The 15298-nt window shown below is 70.3% G+C and carries 15 protein-coding genes; 11 read left to right on the top strand and 4 right to left on the bottom strand.

The features are described from left to right. Window positions 1-8 precede the first annotated feature (8 nt). Complete coding sequence (locus tag FHW79_RS16630; RefSeq protein WP_183179951.1) at window positions 9-317, bottom strand: ribbon-helix-helix domain-containing protein; 309 nt, start codon at window positions 315-317, stop codon at window positions 9-11. Between the two features lie 243 nt (window positions 318-560). Here FHW79_RS16630 and FHW79_RS16635 point away from each other — a divergent pair, with 243 nt between their 5' ends. The 8 genes from FHW79_RS16635 (at window position 561) to FHW79_RS16670 (ending at window position 8195) form a co-directional block, all read left to right on the top strand. Further along, window positions 561-755, top strand: coding sequence for a hypothetical protein (locus tag FHW79_RS16635; RefSeq protein ID WP_183179953.1), 195 nt, complete (start codon window positions 561-563; stop codon window positions 753-755). A gap of 176 nt (window positions 756-931) precedes the next feature. Continuing rightward, on the top strand, window positions 932-2194 hold the full coding sequence (locus FHW79_RS16640) for a YcaO-like family protein (RefSeq protein WP_183179954.1): 1263 nt from the start codon (window positions 932-934) through the stop codon (window positions 2192-2194). A gap of 41 nt (window positions 2195-2235) precedes the next feature. Continuing rightward, on the top strand, window positions 2236-3003 hold the full coding sequence (locus FHW79_RS16645) for a TfuA-like protein (RefSeq protein WP_183179955.1): 768 nt from the start codon (window positions 2236-2238) through the stop codon (window positions 3001-3003). 56 nt (window positions 3004-3059) lie between these two features. Beyond that, on the top strand, window positions 3060-3770 hold the full coding sequence (locus tag FHW79_RS16650) for a Crp/Fnr family transcriptional regulator (protein ID WP_183179956.1): 711 nt from the start codon (window positions 3060-3062) through the stop codon (window positions 3768-3770). A 105-nt stretch (window positions 3771-3875) separates the two neighbouring features. Continuing rightward, complete coding sequence (locus FHW79_RS16655; RefSeq protein ID WP_183179957.1) at window positions 3876-4262, top strand: ribbon-helix-helix domain-containing protein; 387 nt, start codon at window positions 3876-3878, stop codon at window positions 4260-4262. Window positions 4263-4479: 217 nt separating this feature from the next. Further along, complete coding sequence (locus FHW79_RS16660) at window positions 4480-6522, top strand: MASE3 domain-containing protein (RefSeq protein ID WP_183179958.1); 2043 nt, start codon at window positions 4480-4482, stop codon at window positions 6520-6522. After that, a complete protein-coding gene (locus FHW79_RS16665; RefSeq protein WP_247884426.1) occupies window positions 6500-6895 on the top strand; it encodes a response regulator in 396 nt (131 codons plus the stop codon). The genes FHW79_RS16660 and FHW79_RS16665 overlap by 23 nt, the downstream gene beginning before the upstream one ends. 352 nt (window positions 6896-7247) lie before the next feature. Beyond that, window positions 7248-8195: an NAD-dependent epimerase/dehydratase family protein gene (locus FHW79_RS16670; protein ID WP_183179960.1), complete on the top strand. Its 948-nt coding sequence runs from the start codon at window positions 7248-7250 to the stop codon at window positions 8193-8195. Between the two features lie 19 nt (window positions 8196-8214). Here FHW79_RS16670 and FHW79_RS16675 read toward each other — a convergent pair whose 3' ends face one another. Next, window positions 8215-9924 carry a Na/Pi cotransporter family protein gene (locus tag FHW79_RS16675; protein ID WP_348984185.1) on the bottom strand — a complete coding sequence of 570 codons (1710 nt, stop codon included), beginning with the start codon at window positions 9922-9924 and terminating at the stop codon, window positions 8215-8217. A gap of 129 nt (window positions 9925-10053) precedes the next feature. Next, window positions 10054-10953 (bottom strand): DMT family transporter, encoded by a 900-nt coding sequence (locus FHW79_RS16680; RefSeq protein WP_211108322.1) that lies wholly within the window; start codon window positions 10951-10953, stop codon window positions 10054-10056. A gap of 104 nt (window positions 10954-11057) precedes the next feature. On the opposite strand from FHW79_RS16680, the gene FHW79_RS16685 reads away from it, so the two are divergent. Further along, window positions 11058-11933, top strand: a complete 876-nt coding sequence (locus FHW79_RS16685; protein ID WP_183179962.1) for a LysR substrate-binding domain-containing protein — start codon at window positions 11058-11060, stop codon at window positions 11931-11933. Window positions 11934-12069: 136 nt separating this feature from the next. Further along, on the top strand, window positions 12070-12633 hold the full coding sequence (locus tag FHW79_RS16690; protein WP_183179963.1) for a glycine zipper 2TM domain-containing protein: 564 nt from the start codon (window positions 12070-12072) through the stop codon (window positions 12631-12633). Window positions 12634-12646: 13 nt separating this feature from the next. Here the strand turns inward: FHW79_RS16690 and FHW79_RS16695 are convergent, their stop codons facing one another. Continuing rightward, a complete protein-coding gene (locus FHW79_RS16695) occupies window positions 12647-13663 on the bottom strand; it encodes a 4-(cytidine 5'-diphospho)-2-C-methyl-D-erythritol kinase (RefSeq protein WP_183179965.1) in 1017 nt (338 codons plus the stop codon). 333 nt (window positions 13664-13996) lie between these two features. Here FHW79_RS16695 and tyrS point away from each other — a divergent pair, with 333 nt between their 5' ends. Beyond that, window positions 13997-15283, top strand: a complete 1287-nt coding sequence (gene tyrS, locus FHW79_RS16700) for a tyrosine--tRNA ligase (RefSeq protein WP_183179966.1) — start codon at window positions 13997-13999, stop codon at window positions 15281-15283. Window positions 15284-15298: the final 15 nt, after the last annotated feature.

Consider the following 15298-nt stretch of genomic DNA (forward strand, 5'->3'; position numbering starts at 1 on the left):
CCGAGGCGTCAGGCCACCAGCGTGGTGGTGCCCGTGGCGGTGCTGCGGAAATGGTTCAGCACATAGACGCGGACGCTGGTGGCGAAGGGGATGCCCTCCGTCCGGCCATCGTGGATGTCGGCGCACAGCGCCTCCAGCGACTTTCCCTGGGACTTGGCGATGTCCTTAAGCCCGTCCCAGATCGTCGCCTCCAGCCGCAGGCTGGCACGGCGCCCCCCGATCGTCAGCGAGCGCGTCACCACGGCGGGCGGAGCCGCGAGCGAGCTTAGGTCGGCCATCTCGTCGAGGCTGCGGGGAATGCGGCGGTCCAACTTCATCGGTACGCTCCTGTCTCGGCTTGCCGGTTCTCGGCCTCGCGGTTTTCCCGGGCCACCGGAGTTTCTCCGGGACTGTTTTTCCGGGGCTGACCATACGCGTGTGCGTGTGTAAGCGATTCTTACCCGGGCACTGGGCGTCCGGCATGTGAAGTTCTTCACAGTCCGGACGGGGCATTCCGGCCAAGGTTTCGACATACCGCAGTATTCGCGGTCCCCCGAAACCCACGCCCAGGAGCTGCTCCCATGACCGCCATCATCGACCAGACCGCCCTCATCCGTGGTGCCGACGGCCGTCTCTTCGCCGTGACCGCCCAGGGCGTGACCGAGGTTGCCGAGCAGGCCACCGCGCTGACCGTTGCCGCCCGCATCGGCGACCGCCGCGCCTTCAACAGCGACGACCACGAGGCCGCCCGCCACGCGATCACCCCGGGCCTCTGACCGGCGGGGCGCCCCCCAAAGGCCCGTTGTCCGGGCCTGTTCTTCGGGCATTCTTCCTCGGGCCGTGGCGGCCGGTGTTTTCCCTGGCCGGCCTGCCACGGTCCCCGCCCGGCTTTCGTCCTTCGCCGGTTCCCTTCCGGCTCGCCACGGGCATTCCACGGCGGAGACCCTGTCCCATGCCCCTCGACTTCGTCCGCGGCATCGCGCGGGATCCGGCCATGTCCGACCAGCCGCTGAAGGTCCACACCACCGGAACCCACCGGATCGCCACGCCGGACCAGACGCTGGCCCGCGTCGCCCCCCTTCTTCCCGTCATGGGCATCACGCGGGTGGCGAACGTCACGGGGCTTGACAGCATCGGCATCCCGGTCGTGATGGTGACCCGGCCGAATTCCCGCTCCATCTCCGTCGCCCAGGGCAAGGGCGTGACGCTGGCCGCCGCCAAGGCGTCGGGAGTCATGGAGTCGATCGAGAGCTACCACGCCGAACGCATCACCCTGCCCCTGAAATACGCCAGCTACGACGAGCTGCGCTGGACCCACCGGGTGGTCGACGTGACCCGCCTGCCCCGGCTGTCGACCAGCGCCTTCACCCCCCACACCCCGATGCTGTGGATCGAGGGCAACGACCTGCTGGGCGGCGAGCGGATCTGGGTGCCCTTCGAGACGGTGCATCTGAACTTCACGCTGCCGATGCCGCCGGGGTCCGGCTGCTTCCTCGCCGGGTCGAATGGGTTGGCCTCTGGCAACAGCCTCGCCGAGGCGACCGCGCACGCCATGACCGAACTGGTCGAGCGCGACGCCGCCACCCTGTGGCGCCTGACCTCCCCGGAGGCCCAGGCCGCCACCCGCATCGATCCCGCCAGCGTCGCCGACCCGGTCTGCCGCTCGCTGCTCGACCGCTTCGACGACGCGGGAGTCGCGGTCGGCCTGTGGGACATCACCAGCGACATCGGCCTGCCCGCCATTCTCTGCCGCATCGCGACGCGGGACGACGCGCCGCAGCACAGCATCCGCCCGGCCATGGGCATGGGCTGCCACGCCGCGCCGGAGATCGCGCTGTCCCGCGCCCTGACCGAGGCGGCGCAGAGCCGGCTGACCTTCATCGCCGGGGCCCGCGACGACATGCCCCGCTCCGAATACGAACGCCATCTCGACCCGGCGCAGCACGCACGCTGGACGGCGCTGATCGCCGAAGGGACCGGGCGCCGCGACTTCGCCGCGATCCCCAGCCTCGCCGGACGCACCATCGAGGAGGATCTGGCCGGCCAGCTCGACCGGCTGCGCTCCGCCGGAATCGAGGAGGTGGTGGCGGTGGACCTGACCAAGCCGGAGTTCGGCATCGCCGTGGTCCGTCTGGTCATTCCCGGCCTTGAGGGGCTGGATTCCTCCCCGGATTATGCGATGGGCGCGCGGGCGCGCGCCGTCGCCGGGGTTTGAAGCCGGGTTACAGTGTCGCGAGAGCGAAGGCGGAGATTGACATGCAGACCCCGGACGGCCTTTACGTCTTTCTTGGCCCAACCCTTCCCCGCACCGACGCGGCCCGGCTTCTGGGCGCCACCTATCTGCCGCCGGTCGCCCAGGGCGACATCATCCGGCTGTGCGCGCGCAAACCGCGTGCGATCGGCATCGTGGACGGCTATTTCGAGAACATCCCGTCCGTATGGCACAAGGAGATCCTGCACGCCATCCACCAGGGCGTGGCGGTGTTCGGGGCGTCCAGCATGGGCGCCCTGCGTGCCGCGGAACTGCACCCCTTCGGCATGATCGGAGTCGGCGCCGTCTTCGAAGCCTTCCGCGACGGCCGGCTGGAGGACGACGACGAGGTGGCGGTGATCCACGGCCCGGCGGAACTCGGCTATCCCAGCCTGTCCGAGGCGATGGTGAACATCCGCCGCACCCTGGCCGACGCGGCGCAGGAGGGAGTCCTTCCCGCCGCCACGGCGCGGCGGCTGGAGGCCATCGCCAAGGCCCTGCCCTATCGCGAGCGCGGCTATGGCCGGATGCTCCGCCTCGGCGCCGCCGAGGGGCTGCCGGAGGAGGAACTCGCCGATCTCCGCCACTGGCTGCCCAACGGACGGTGCGACCAGAAGCGGGAGGACGCGCTGGACCTGCTCCAGACCATGCGCCGCTGGGCCGCCGCCGGCGCCCGCGCGCCCGAGGCGCGGTTCCATTTCGAGCACACCGCCCTGTGGGACCGCGCCCTGCGGGACGGCGGGCGTTGCCAGACGGGGAATCCGCTGGACTGAACGTTCGCCGGGTGCCATCAACGGTCCGACGGAACTCAACCGGGATCGCAAGCGCCATGGCCTTACTGAAGGACGTCGCCGGCATCCTGCGGCGCAACCGAATGTTGGGCGTTCTCGACGACGCCCGGATGCAGGAGCTGGTCGCGCTGGGCCGGGTGTCGCGCTTCCACGAGAACCAGACGGTCTTCAGCAAGGGCGACCCCGGCGATTGCCTGTACGCCATCATGAAGGGGCAGATCGCCGTCTCGACCTCGTCGGAGGACGGCAAGACGATGCTGCTCAACATTCTGAACCCCGGCGACGTGCTGGGGGAAATCGCGCTGATCGACGGCAAGGACCGCACCGCCGGAGCCACTGCGCTGCGCCCGGCGGAGCTGTTCCGCATCGACCGCCCGGAATTCATCTCCTTCCTGGAACGGCATCCGTCCCTATGCATCCGAATGATGGGCGTGCTGTGCGAACGGCTGCGCTGGGTGTCGGAAAACATCGAAGATGCGGTTTTCCACGACGTGCCGCGCCGGCTGGCCCGGCGTATCCTTCTTCTGGCGGACACTTACGGACAGAAGACGCCCACCGGGCTGCGCATCAACCAGCCGGTGTCGCAGGAGGCCCTGGCGTCCATGCTGGGCGTCACGCGTGAGATGGTGAACAAAAGCCTGCGTGCATTGCGCAGCGCCGGAGCGATTACCTATAACAAAGGTTTTATCGTCATCACCAATCTATACATGCTTAAGGACATGGCGGGAGAGTCGGGCAACGTGCCGTAACCCCGGCCAACACCTCCGCTGAGTTTTATCATCGCAAATTTTTTCAATCACGCTATATTGATTGCACCTCATCAAACGCGGCTGACAGTCAAGGAATACAGGGCTATGTCGGGTCAGGATTCACAGGCGTCCAACGCGCCATCGCCGCTGAACGCCATCCCGCTGGTGGCGCGTACCGTCAAACTGTTCGGACGCCCGACGCAGCTTCGGTTGGAGCCGTCCTATTGGGAAGCGCTGGACGACATCTGCCACCGGGAAGACCTGACCGTGGATGAGCTGTGCAGCGACCTGAAGGACCGCCTTGATTCGCAATCCCGCCGGTCGCGCGGGACCGCCGTGTCGCTGGCGAACGCGGTCCGTGTGTTCATCGTCGGCTATTACCGCAAGGCGGCGACCGAGAAAGGTCACGACCGGGCCGGCCATGGCCGCGGCGACCCCTTCGTCAGCACACCCTTCGATCTGCCTCCGGCCCAGCCCGCCAAGGAAGGCTGAGTTCCCGGCGCTGTTCCCGCTGAACCGCGCATGCCCCACGCACAGGACGGTGGCCGCCGCTCTCCTGTGAGGTATTGCCGCGTTCCTTGAAAAGGCTCAACGTCCGGCTTGCGCCGCGCCGGGATTTGGTGTGTTGATCGGTCCAGCGGCGTCGCACGGTCGGCTGACCGGGTCATGCGTGGGCCGCCCCTCCCGTCCACCGCGGAGCCGACCGTTCATGAGCGGGACCCAACCGTCCGCCATCCGACCGACGCTTGCCCGCTGGCTCCGGGACCGTTCCTTCCTGTCCGGCTCGGCCGCCCTGCTGATCCTCATGGCGGTCCTAACCGTGCTGGTCCGTCACAACTACCTGCTGTTCCATCTCTGCGTGGAGATGTTCGCCGTCGCCATCTCCATGACGATCTTCACGATCGCCTGGAACACACGCGATACCAACCAGTCGCCTTTCCTCGCCTTCGTCGGTCTGTCCATGCCCGGCATCGCGCTGCTGGACCTGCTCCACGCCATCGCCTTTCCCGGCATGAACGTCATCGGCGAGGCCAGCGTCAATCAATCCACCCAGCTCTGGATCGCCGCCCGCGCCCTTCAGGCGGCGGTTTTCCTGGCTGCTCCCCTGCTGACCGAGACACGGCTGCGCGCGGGCGACGTGCTGTTGATCCAGGTCGCCGCGGTGGCCTGCGCCTTTCTGTCGATCTTCACCTTCGACACCATGCCGGACGCCTTCGTTCCGGGTGTCGGGCTGACCCCCTTCAAGATCGGGGCCGAATACGCGTTCAGCGCCGCGGCGGTCGTCGCCTGCCTGCTGCTCTGCGGCAAGCGCAAGCAGTTCGAGCCCAGGGTGTTCGGCCTGACCTTCGCCGGCATCGCGCTGCTGGCCCCGCAGGAGCTGATCTTCACGCTCTACAACCATCCGCACGGGGTGGCGAACGCGCTGGGGCACTTCATCAAGATCCTGTCCTTCTACCTGCTTTACCGGGCGATCATCGTCACCGCGCTGCGCAATCCCTACGACCTCGCCTTCTACCGGATGCGCCGCAGCGAGGAGGCCCTGCGCGACCATCTGAGCGGGCTGGAATCGTTGATCGCCACCCGCACCGCCGAGCTGCGCGAGAGCGAGGCACGCTGGCGGGCGCTTCTGGAATGCTCCAACGACTGGTTCTGGGAAACCGACGAGCGCGGGCGCTTCACCGCCCTGTCGCCGCGGGCCCAGGAATCCACCGGGCGCGGCGGGGCGGAGCTTTTGGGCTTCACCCACGCCGATCTTCTGGACCGCAACCGTCCGGAGGAGGATTTCCCCGCCCTGATCGAGGCGCTGCACCGGCGGGAGCCCTTCCGCCGCCTCTCCTTCCCGCTCGCCTCGCCGGGGGGAGCCGCGCGCTGGGTGATGGTCAGCGGCACGCCGCGCTACGACGGCAACGGCACCTTCCTCGGCTATCGCGGGACGACCAGCGACATCAGCGCGCGGCGCCAGTCGGCGGAGGCGGCGCGGCAGAAGCAGACCATGGCGGCGCTTGGCAGCCTCGTCGGCGGCCTTGCCCATGAAATCAACAACCTGCTGCAACCGGTCATCAGCCTGTCCGATCTGGCGCGCGCGCGCGCCGGAGAGGATCGCAAGCTGCACGCCTATCTGAACACCATCCATGACAGCGGCGTGAAAGCCCGTACGATCATGCGCGACGTCCTCCAGTTCGCCCGTGTCGAGGTGGCCGAATCACCGCCGGGCAACCTGGAGGAGGCGGTGCGCTCCGCCCTTGAGCTCGCCGCCCCTTCGATGCCGGTGTCCATAGAGACGCGGTCTCAGCTGGAGGCCGGATTGAGCGCGGTGACGATCACCGCGACCGAACTGACCCAGGTACTCCTGAACCTGATTCAGAACGCCCGCGATGCCATGCCGCAGGGCGGCACGCTGATCATCGGAGCCCGCTCCCTGACCCTGAAGGAGCGGGACACGTCCCGCCGCCAGCTTGGCGAAGGGGACTATGTGCGGCTGACCGTCACCGACAGCGGGACCGGAATGGACGAGGCGACGCGGCAACGCGTGTTCGACCCCTTCTTCACCACCAAGCCGGTGGGCAAGGGGACTGGGCTTGGGCTTTCGGTCGTGTATGGTATCGTAAGAAACGGGGGTGGCGACATTCTGGTCGAAAGCACCCCCGGACGCGGGACGTCCTTCATCATCGACCTGCCCACCGCCCCCACCGGCGGACCGGGCCAAACGACACATGGGATGCTGGTTCATGGCGAAGGTGCTGGTCGTTGAGGATTCCGCCGCCGTGCGGCTGGCGGTCACCGAAGTGATCGAACAGGCGGGCCACGAGGTCGTGGAGGCGGAAAACGGCCGCGTCGCCATCACCCTGCTGGCCGGCGGCGCGGTCTTCGACCTGATCGTCACCGACGTGCTGATGCCCGAGGCCGACGGGGTGGAGGTCATCAAGGCCGCGCGCACCTGCAATCCGGGCGCCCGCGTGCTCGCCATGTCGGGCGGGGCGCCGAATCTTCCCGCCGGTTACGCCCTGAAGATGGCCGAGATGTTCGCGGCGGACGCCGTGCTCTACAAGCCCTTCCTGAACGAGGAACTGCGCAAGGCCGTGGCCCGCCTGCTGTCCACGGCGGGCGAGCCGGAAGCCGGCTGAAAAGGAGCGACGGAAAGGGACCGATTGGCCGCCGAGCCATGTCTTCGCTGTTGCTCCGGGCACACGGCGGCGTCCCTTCCGCTCCCCGGCGGGCAGCGGTCCCCTTGACCGAAGTTATCCACAAAAAAGTGCATAAGATGGTGGATAAGGCTGTTGAACCTTCGGTTCCGCCTGCCCGCCGCGGGGGTGCCGGAAAAAGCCTCCGAAACGGCACCGATTCGGGATGCGCCACCCCGAACGGCCAGGAACGGCGCACCCCATGCGCCCTTCGCTACCCCTAAGATGGGCTGGTCCGCCCCGCCCCGCCTCGCCACTATGACACCATGCAAGGCGATGGTGGAAAGGACGGCGCATGGCCCATTATCTCGTGACCGGCGGCTGCGGATTCATCGGATCGCATCTAGCCGACCGGCTGATCGGCGACGGGCACCGGGTCACCATCCTGGACGACATGAGCACCGGCCGGCTGGAGAACAAGCCGCTGCTGGCCAAGCTGGTGGTCGGCGACGTCGCCGATCCGGACGCCGTCCATCAGGCCATCCAGGGGGTGGACGGCGTGTTCCATCTCGCCGCCGTCGCCTCCGTCCAGCGCTCGCGTGAATTGTGGGCGGAAACCCACCGCACCAACCTGTCGGGCACCGTCACCGTCTTCGAGGCGGCGCGCAGCGCCCGAAACGGCAACCCGGTGCCGGTGGTCTACGCCTCCTCCGCCGCGGTCTACGGCGACAACACGGCCACCCCGCTGCGCGAGGACGCCGCGACGCGCCCGCTGTCCGCCTATGGCGTGGACAAGCTGGGCTGCGAGCTGCACGCCAACGTCGCCTGGGCCATCCACGGGGTGCCGACGACAGGCTTCCGCTTCTTCAACGTCTACGGGCCGCGGCAGGACCCGTCCTCGCCCTATTCCGGGGTGATCTCGATCTTCGCCCGCCGGGTGGCGCAGGGCGAGGACGTGACGATCTTCGGCGACGGCGAGCAGGTGCGCGACTTCGTGTTCGTCGGCGACGTCGTGCGCTTCCTCGTCAAGGCGATGGAGGTCAAGGCGATGGAGCGCCGTCCCGAGGGGGCCGAGGTCTTCAACCTGTGCACCGGCCGCCCGACCTCGCTCCTGATGCTGCTGGAGGTGCTGCAGGAACTGTGTGCCAGCCGGGTGCGCCGCCTGCACCAGCCGGCGCGGGCGGGCGACATCCGCGTGTCCATCGGCGACCCGGCCCGGCTGCGCGCCACCTTCGGCGAGGGCTGCCGGTACGGCCTGCTGCAGGGCTTGAGCGCCACCCTGACCGGGGAGATGCCGCGGTAACGCGGCGCTCCCCCCTCCCCTACACGTCGCGGCTTTCCAGCCGGGGCAGCCCGACCACCTTCAGTCGGCTTTCGCGGAGTTCGCCCACCTGATCAAGGATCGGCAGGGCGACCGCGGCGACATGGGCGTTGATGCGCTTCAGGTCACGCAGGATGTCGAGCACCAGGGCGCTGGTCTCGATGCTGGCGGCGTCGCCTCGGCGCACGCGGTCGAGATGGCGGGCGGTGGCGGTGCGCTCCAGCGCCCGCACCGCGTCCTTGCCGGCGATGAGCTGCCGGGCCAGCCGCCGGTCCTCGCCGATCAGGATGCCGAGCGCCGTGCGCAGGTTCTCCACCGTGCGGCGGTGCAGTTCCTCCACCTCCCGGAAATCCTCCGGGGCGAAATGCAGGTGGTGGCGGATGCGCTTGGCGGCGAGTTCCATCAGGCTCTTGTCGATGATGTCGCCGATGTGCTCCAGGTTGATGGCGAAGGCCATCAGGTCGTCGACCCGCCGCGTCTCCTCGGCATCGAGATGGCGGCGCCCGAGCTTGGCGAGGTAGAGCTTGAGCGCGGTGTGCAGCCGGTCCACCCGGTCGTCGGCGCGGCTGACCTCGGCGATCGGGCGCTCGTCGTTCTGGCGAAGGGCGGTCAGGCTGCGGCGCAGCATGTCCTCCACCAGATCGCCCAGCCGCAAGGTCTCGCGCACCGCACCGGCGATGGCGACGGAGGGCGTCTCCAGCGCCGACTCGTCGAGATGCCGGGGCGTCGCCGCGTCCTCGCCCGCGTCTTCCGGTTGGGGCAGCAGCCCTTCGGTCAGCCGGGCGAGCGGCGTCACCAGCGGCAGGAAGAGCAGCGCCAGCGCCGCGTTGAAGGCGACATGCGCGCTGACCACCGCCGTCAGCGGGGCCATGTCGGCGAGGAAGGCCGCCGCCATCGGCACCAGCGGCAGGGCCAGCAGCGACCCGGTCACCCGGACCAGCAGGTTGCCCAGCGGCACCCGCCGCGCCACCGCCCCGTCCGCCGAGGTGGCCAGCACCGCCGGGACGGCGCCACCCAGGTTGGCGCCCAGCACCAGGGCCACCGCCGTCTCCGTCCCGATCACCCCGGCGCTGGCCAGGGACCCCGCCAGCATCACCGTGGCGAGGCTGGAATGCACCGCCGCGGTCAGCGCCGCCGCGACGATCAGGGCGAAGAACGGCTCGCCGCCCAGCGCCTCCAGCATCGCCTGGACCAGAACCGATTCCCGGACCGGCAGGGTGGCGGCGCCGAGCAGCTTCAGGGCGAGCAGCATCAGCCCGATGCCGACCAGGATGCGGGCCAGCGCCCGCCGTCCGCGATGCTCGCCGCCCAGCGCGTGCAGAGCCCCGCCGATCAACAGCAGGCTGGGCGACAGCCAGTGCAGGTCGACGGCGAGCAGCCGGGCGACGAGGCTGGTCCCGACGTCGGCGCCCAGCATCACCGCCAGCGCCATGGGGGTGGTCATGAAGCCCTGCCCGGCCATCGAGGCGGTCATCAGCGCGGTCGCCGTGCTGCTCTGCACCGCGATGGTGGCGGCGACCCCGGCCAGGAAGGCGGCCAGACGGTTGCGCGTGCCGTAGCCGACCCAGCGGCGGACCGCCGCGCCGCCCCACCGGAAGACGCCCGTCCGCACCAGCCGCAGCGCCCACAGCAGCAGCGCCACGGCGCCGAGGATGTCGATCAGGACCAGGGTGGGCGAGACAGCGGCAATTGAGCCGGCAGCGGTCGTGATGGCGGGCCTCCCGGCGTGTGGGCCTCAACAACAGGACGATGGAGAGTGGGGCGTCATGAAAACGTAACAATCGCAGGGCGCAACCTGATCCCCCGCGAAAGGCGTATCCCTTTTGCCAGGAAGCGGCCCTTATCCCCGCGTCACCAAACGGATGCCCAGCGCCACCGGCAGGATGCCCAGCAGGTCCCAGGGCTGCACCGCCTCGCCCAGCAGCGCCCAGCCGAACAGCATGCCGAGCGGCGGCATCAGGAAGTGATAGGCGCTGGCCTCCGTGGCGCTCGTCCGCTGCAACAGGCGGAACCACAGCAGGTAGCCGCCGATCGACACCACCAACGCCTGATAGACCAGCGACCCGGCGAAGCCGGCGGTCAGTCGGATCGACCCGGCGTCCTCCAGCAGCAGCCCCAGGGGCAACAGCGCCAGCCCCGCCGCCAGCACCTGCACCCCGGTCCCGGCGAGCAGCCCGGTCCGCGGCGCCAGCCGCTTGAAGAGCAGCGTCCCCGCCGACAGCGCCACCAGAGCGCCGACCGCGAGCGCGATGCCCAGCGGCGCGTCCGTCCCGCTGCCCAGCCGCCCGCGCACCACCAGCGCCACCCCAGCCACCCCCAGCGCCAGCCCCAGCGCCTTGCGCCGGGTCATCGCCTCGCCCAGCAGCAGGGCAGCCAGGGCCGCGGTCAGCACCGGGTTGGCACTGACGATCAGCGCCGTCAGGCCGGAGGACACGTGGGTCATGCCGCTGTAGCTCAGCCCCAGATAGAGCGCGTGGTTGAGCAGGCCGAGCAGCGCCAGCAGGCCGAGGGTCCGCCCGGCCATCCCCCGGTACTCGCCCCGCCACGCCGCGACGGCGGCAAGCAGCGACCCGGCGATCAGGAAGCGGAAAGCCAGCAGCAGCAGCGGCGGGCAGTCGGCCAGTCCGATCTTCCCGGCGGCGAAGGCCGAACTCCAGGCGAGGCAGAAGGGCACGACCAGCGCAAGCGGCGCCGCCCGCGGGCCGGTCAGGGGTAAGGGGTGCGTGGCGGCGGTCGTCATGGCCGATCCTCTCCCATGCGGAAAGCTGTGCGTTGGAGAGAGGATGGCGCGGGGCCTTTCCATTTGGAAATTCGATGATATCATCCATCGCATTCGAAACCTGAATGGTTGGTTCGATGCGCGAGATGGATCTCGGCCTGCTGCGCACCTTCGTCTCGGTGGTGGACGCCGGCGGCTTCACGCGGGCCGGCGAGCGGGTGCACAAGACGCAATCGACGGTCAGCCAGCAGATCCGCCGGCTGGAGGAACAGGTCGGCCTGCCGCTTCTCGACCGCAACAGCCGCGCCGTCGCGCTGACCGACGACGGCGAGCGGCTGCTCGGCTACGCCCGCCGGCTGCTGGCGTTGAACGACGAGGCGAACGCCGTGCTGTCCGGGCGCCCGGCGGCGGAGGTGGTGCGGCTCGGCGTGCCGGAGGATTACGCGGTGGAGCGGCTGCCCCGCCTGCTCGCCGACTTCGCGCGGGCGAACCGGCGGCTGCGGCTGGACGTGCGCTGCGACCTGTCGGTGCGGCTGCGCGCCGACGTGGAGTGCGGCGACCTCGACATCGCCCTGGTCAAGCAGGAACCCGGCCGCCCCGGCGCGCTGCGCGCGTGGCGGGAGCCGCTCTGCTGGGTCGGCCCGGCGGCGGAGGACCTGCACCGCGAGGACCCGCTGCCGCTGGTGCTGTTCCCGCAGGGCTGCGTCTACCGCAACCGCGCGGTGCATGAGTTGGAGCGCGCCGGACGGCGCTGGCGGGTGGCCTATTCCAGCCCCAACCACGCCGGGGTGCGCGCCGCGGTGTCCGGGGGACTGGGCGTCAGTGTGCTTCCCCACAGCGCCCTGCCGCCCGGCGCGCGCTTCCTCGGCGTGGCGGACGGCCTGCCGTCCCTACCGGAGACGGAGCTGGCGCTGCTGATCGGAGGCGCGGCGCGGAGTGCGGGGGTGGAGATGGTCACCGCGCTGCTGACGGAGAGCCTTCCCGAACCGGTGTGGGCGTAGGGGGCACGTCGGGGCGGGCCAAGGACGGGCTACCCCTTTCGCGCACCCCAAAAAGGTCACGCCTCTCGCGGCGGTCGGATGGATGAAGACTCCGCTCCCGGATGTTCATTCGGATGAGACGTATCCTGGAGCCATCATGACGCACATCCGCTTCACCCCCAAATCCCTCGCCATCGCGCTGCTGGTCGGTGTGGCGGCCTTGGGCGCTGGAGCGTCCCCAGTCCTCGCCGATCCGCCGGACTGGGCGCCGGCCCACGGCTGGCGCGCCAAGCAGGAGCGCCATCACGAGCGCGACCGCCACGAGCGTGACCGCGACCGGCACGAGCGGGCCCGCTATTACGAGCATGGCTACATCGACGGCGGTTACGGCGACGGGCGCGTGGTGATCGTCCGCCGCCCCCCGCCGGTGGTGGTCTACGAGGAGCCGCCGGTCGTGCATTACGCCCCGGCCCCCGTCTACATCGAGGAGCCGCCGCCGGTGATCGTCCAGCAGCGCCCGCGCATGGTCCGCGCCGCGCCGCAGGTGGTGGAGTGTGGGCCGCTCGACGGCGATCTGATCGGCGTGCTGGGCGGGGCTGCCGTCGGCGGGTTGGTCGGCTCGCAGTTCGGGCGCGGCGACGGCAAGCTGGCGGCGACCGCCGCCGGCACGCTGGGCGGCGCCATGCTGGGCGGCGCGATGACGCGCGGCGGCGGGTGCTAAGCCCTTAAGGAGGTCAACCGACGCCCCAGCCGCCGGTGTCCGGGAAGGGGACCGGCGGCGCCGGGGCCGTCGCGGCCGCCGATGGCGCCGTCAGGCCCGTGGGCAGCGGCGGCGCGTCCGCCGGGGTCGGCAGCAGCCGGGCGGCCTTGGCCCACCAGCGCGGCTGCGCCGCCTGGATCGACCGGGCGGCGGCGGCGGCGCGTTCCGCATCGGCGTAGAGTCCGAAGCAGGTCGCCCCGCTGCCCGACAGGCGGGCCAGCAGGCAGCCCTCCGTGCCGTCCAGCGCCGCCAGCACCGCGGCGATCACCGGGGCGACGGTCAGCGCCGGCTCGGTCAGGTCGTTGCGCCGTTCGCCGAGCAGCGCGGCCAGCGCCGCGGCGTCGGCGGGCGCTTCGGTGAAGCGGGCCGGGGCGGAGAAGGTCCCCCGGCGCGCCTTGAACACGGCGGGGGTCGGCACCGGCACGCCGGGGTTGACCAGCACCGCGAAGGTCTCCGGCAGGGCAGGCGCCTCCTCCAGCACCTCCCCCACGCCGCTGAAATAGCAGCTCCGCCCGGCGACGCAGACCGGCACGTCGGCGCCCAGCGACGCCGCGACCTCGTAGAGGCGCTGGTCGGCCACCGGCACGCCCCACAGCCGGGCCAGGGCGCGCAACGTCGCCGCCGCGTCCGCCGAGCCCCCGCCGATCCCGGAAGCGATGGGAAGCATTTTCTCCAGCCCGATCATCGCGTCGGCCTCGCGCCCCAGCCGGGCGGCCAGCGCGTAAGCGGCGCGGATGACGAGGTTTTGCGCCGGATTCTCACCCATCAGCGCCGGACCGAAGGGGCCGGAGATGGCCAGCCTCGGCCCGACCGGCGGCAGGTCGGCCCCGCGCAGGGCGATCCGCGCCACGCCCGGCTGCACCGTCACCCGGTCCGCCACCTCGGCGAAGGCGACGAGGCTGTCCAGCTCGTGATAGCCGTCGTCCCGGCGGCCAACCACATGCAGATAGAGGTTCAGCTTGGCCGGCGCGGCTTCGGCAATGGCGCTCATGGTCGGGTCCCCGCAAACGAAAAGCCCTTCCTCCCGAAAGGGGGAGGACGGGCTTTATGCGGCATGGCCGCGGCGAGCGCCAGACCCCACATGCCCGGCCATCGGACAAAGGGTCGGCACCGGCGCGTCATCCACCCTTGACGCCTCGCCCCCGCGCGCCTAGCTTTCCGGCCATGACGACGCGCACGCACCATTCCAGCCGCTATTATCCGCTGCTCCCATAGGGCGGCGCGTTCAGTCTTGACCATATGAACCATGCCGCCGCGGACCGGCGGCATGTGCTTCGACAGATGATCTCCGGGACGCGGCCCTTCCCTTCCGGAGATCCGCACCATGGCGCCCCCCACCGCTTCCAGCCCCTTCCAGTCCGACTTCCTGCGCGTGCTCGACGAGCGCGGCTTCCTGCACCAGGGCAGCGACCTGTCGGGCCTCGACGCCCTGCTGCGCCAGGGGCCGGTCGGCGCCTACATCGGCTTCGACGCCACGGCGGACAGCCTGCATGTCGGGCATCTCGTGTCGATCATGGTGCTGCGCTGGTTCCAGAGGACCGGCAACCGGCCCGTCGTGCTGATCGGCGGCGGCACCACGCGCATCGGCGACCCCAGCTTCCGCGACACCAGCCGCCCCATGCTGGACGACGCGCAGATCGCCGCCAACATGGCCGGCATCGGCCGGGCCTTCGCCCAATACCTGTCCTTCGGCGAGGACGCGACCGGAGCGGTGATGGTCGACAACGCCGACTGGCTGGACGCGCTGCGCTACATCCCGATGCTGCGCGACATCGGCCGCCACTTCACCGTCAACCGGATGCTAAGCTTCGATTCCGTCAAGCTGCGGCTCGACCGCGAGCAGCCGCTGACCTTCCTGGAGTTCAACTACATGATCCTCCAGGCCTTCGATTTCCTGGAGCTGTCGCGCCGCCACGGCTGCCGGCTGCAGATGGGCGGGTCGGACCAGTGGGGCAACATCATCAACGGGATCGAGCTGGCCCGCCGCGTCGACGGGACGGAGCTGTTCGGCCTGACCACGCCGCTGCTGACCACCGCGTCGGGCGCCAAGATGGGCAAGACGGCGGCGGGGGCGGTGTGGCTGAACGCCGACCGGCGCAGCCCGCACGATTTCTGGCAGTTCTGGCGCAACACTGAGGACGCCGACGTCGGCCGCTTCCTGCGCCTGTTCACCGAGCTGCCGCTGGACGAGATCGCCCGGCTGGAGGCGCTCCGGGGATCGGAGATCAACGAGGCCAAGAAGATCCTCGCCCATGAGGCGACGGCCCTCTGCCACGGGGCGGAGGAGGCCGCCGAAGCCGGGGAGACCGCCCGCCGGGTCTTCGAGGAGGCCGCTGCCGGCAATGGCCTGCCGACGGTGGAGGCGACCCGCGCCGACCTCGCCGCCGGCGTCCGGCTTGCCGACCTGCTGGCCGCAACCGGGCTCGCCGAGTCCAAGGGGGCGGCGCGGCGGCTGATCCGCGACGGCGGGGCGCGGGTGAACGGCACTCCCGTCACCGACGATGCGGCGCTGCTGACCCTGGCCGATCTCGACGGTGCAAACCCGGACGGCGAGGGTCAGGTCCGCCTGTCCGCCGGCCGCAAGCGCCACGCGCTGGTCCGGGTGCGGTGAGCCGAGCCGAAGCCG

Source organism: Azospirillum sp. OGB3 (assembly GCF_014192915.1).
Taxonomy (GTDB): domain Bacteria; phylum Pseudomonadota; class Alphaproteobacteria; order Azospirillales; family Azospirillaceae; genus Azospirillum.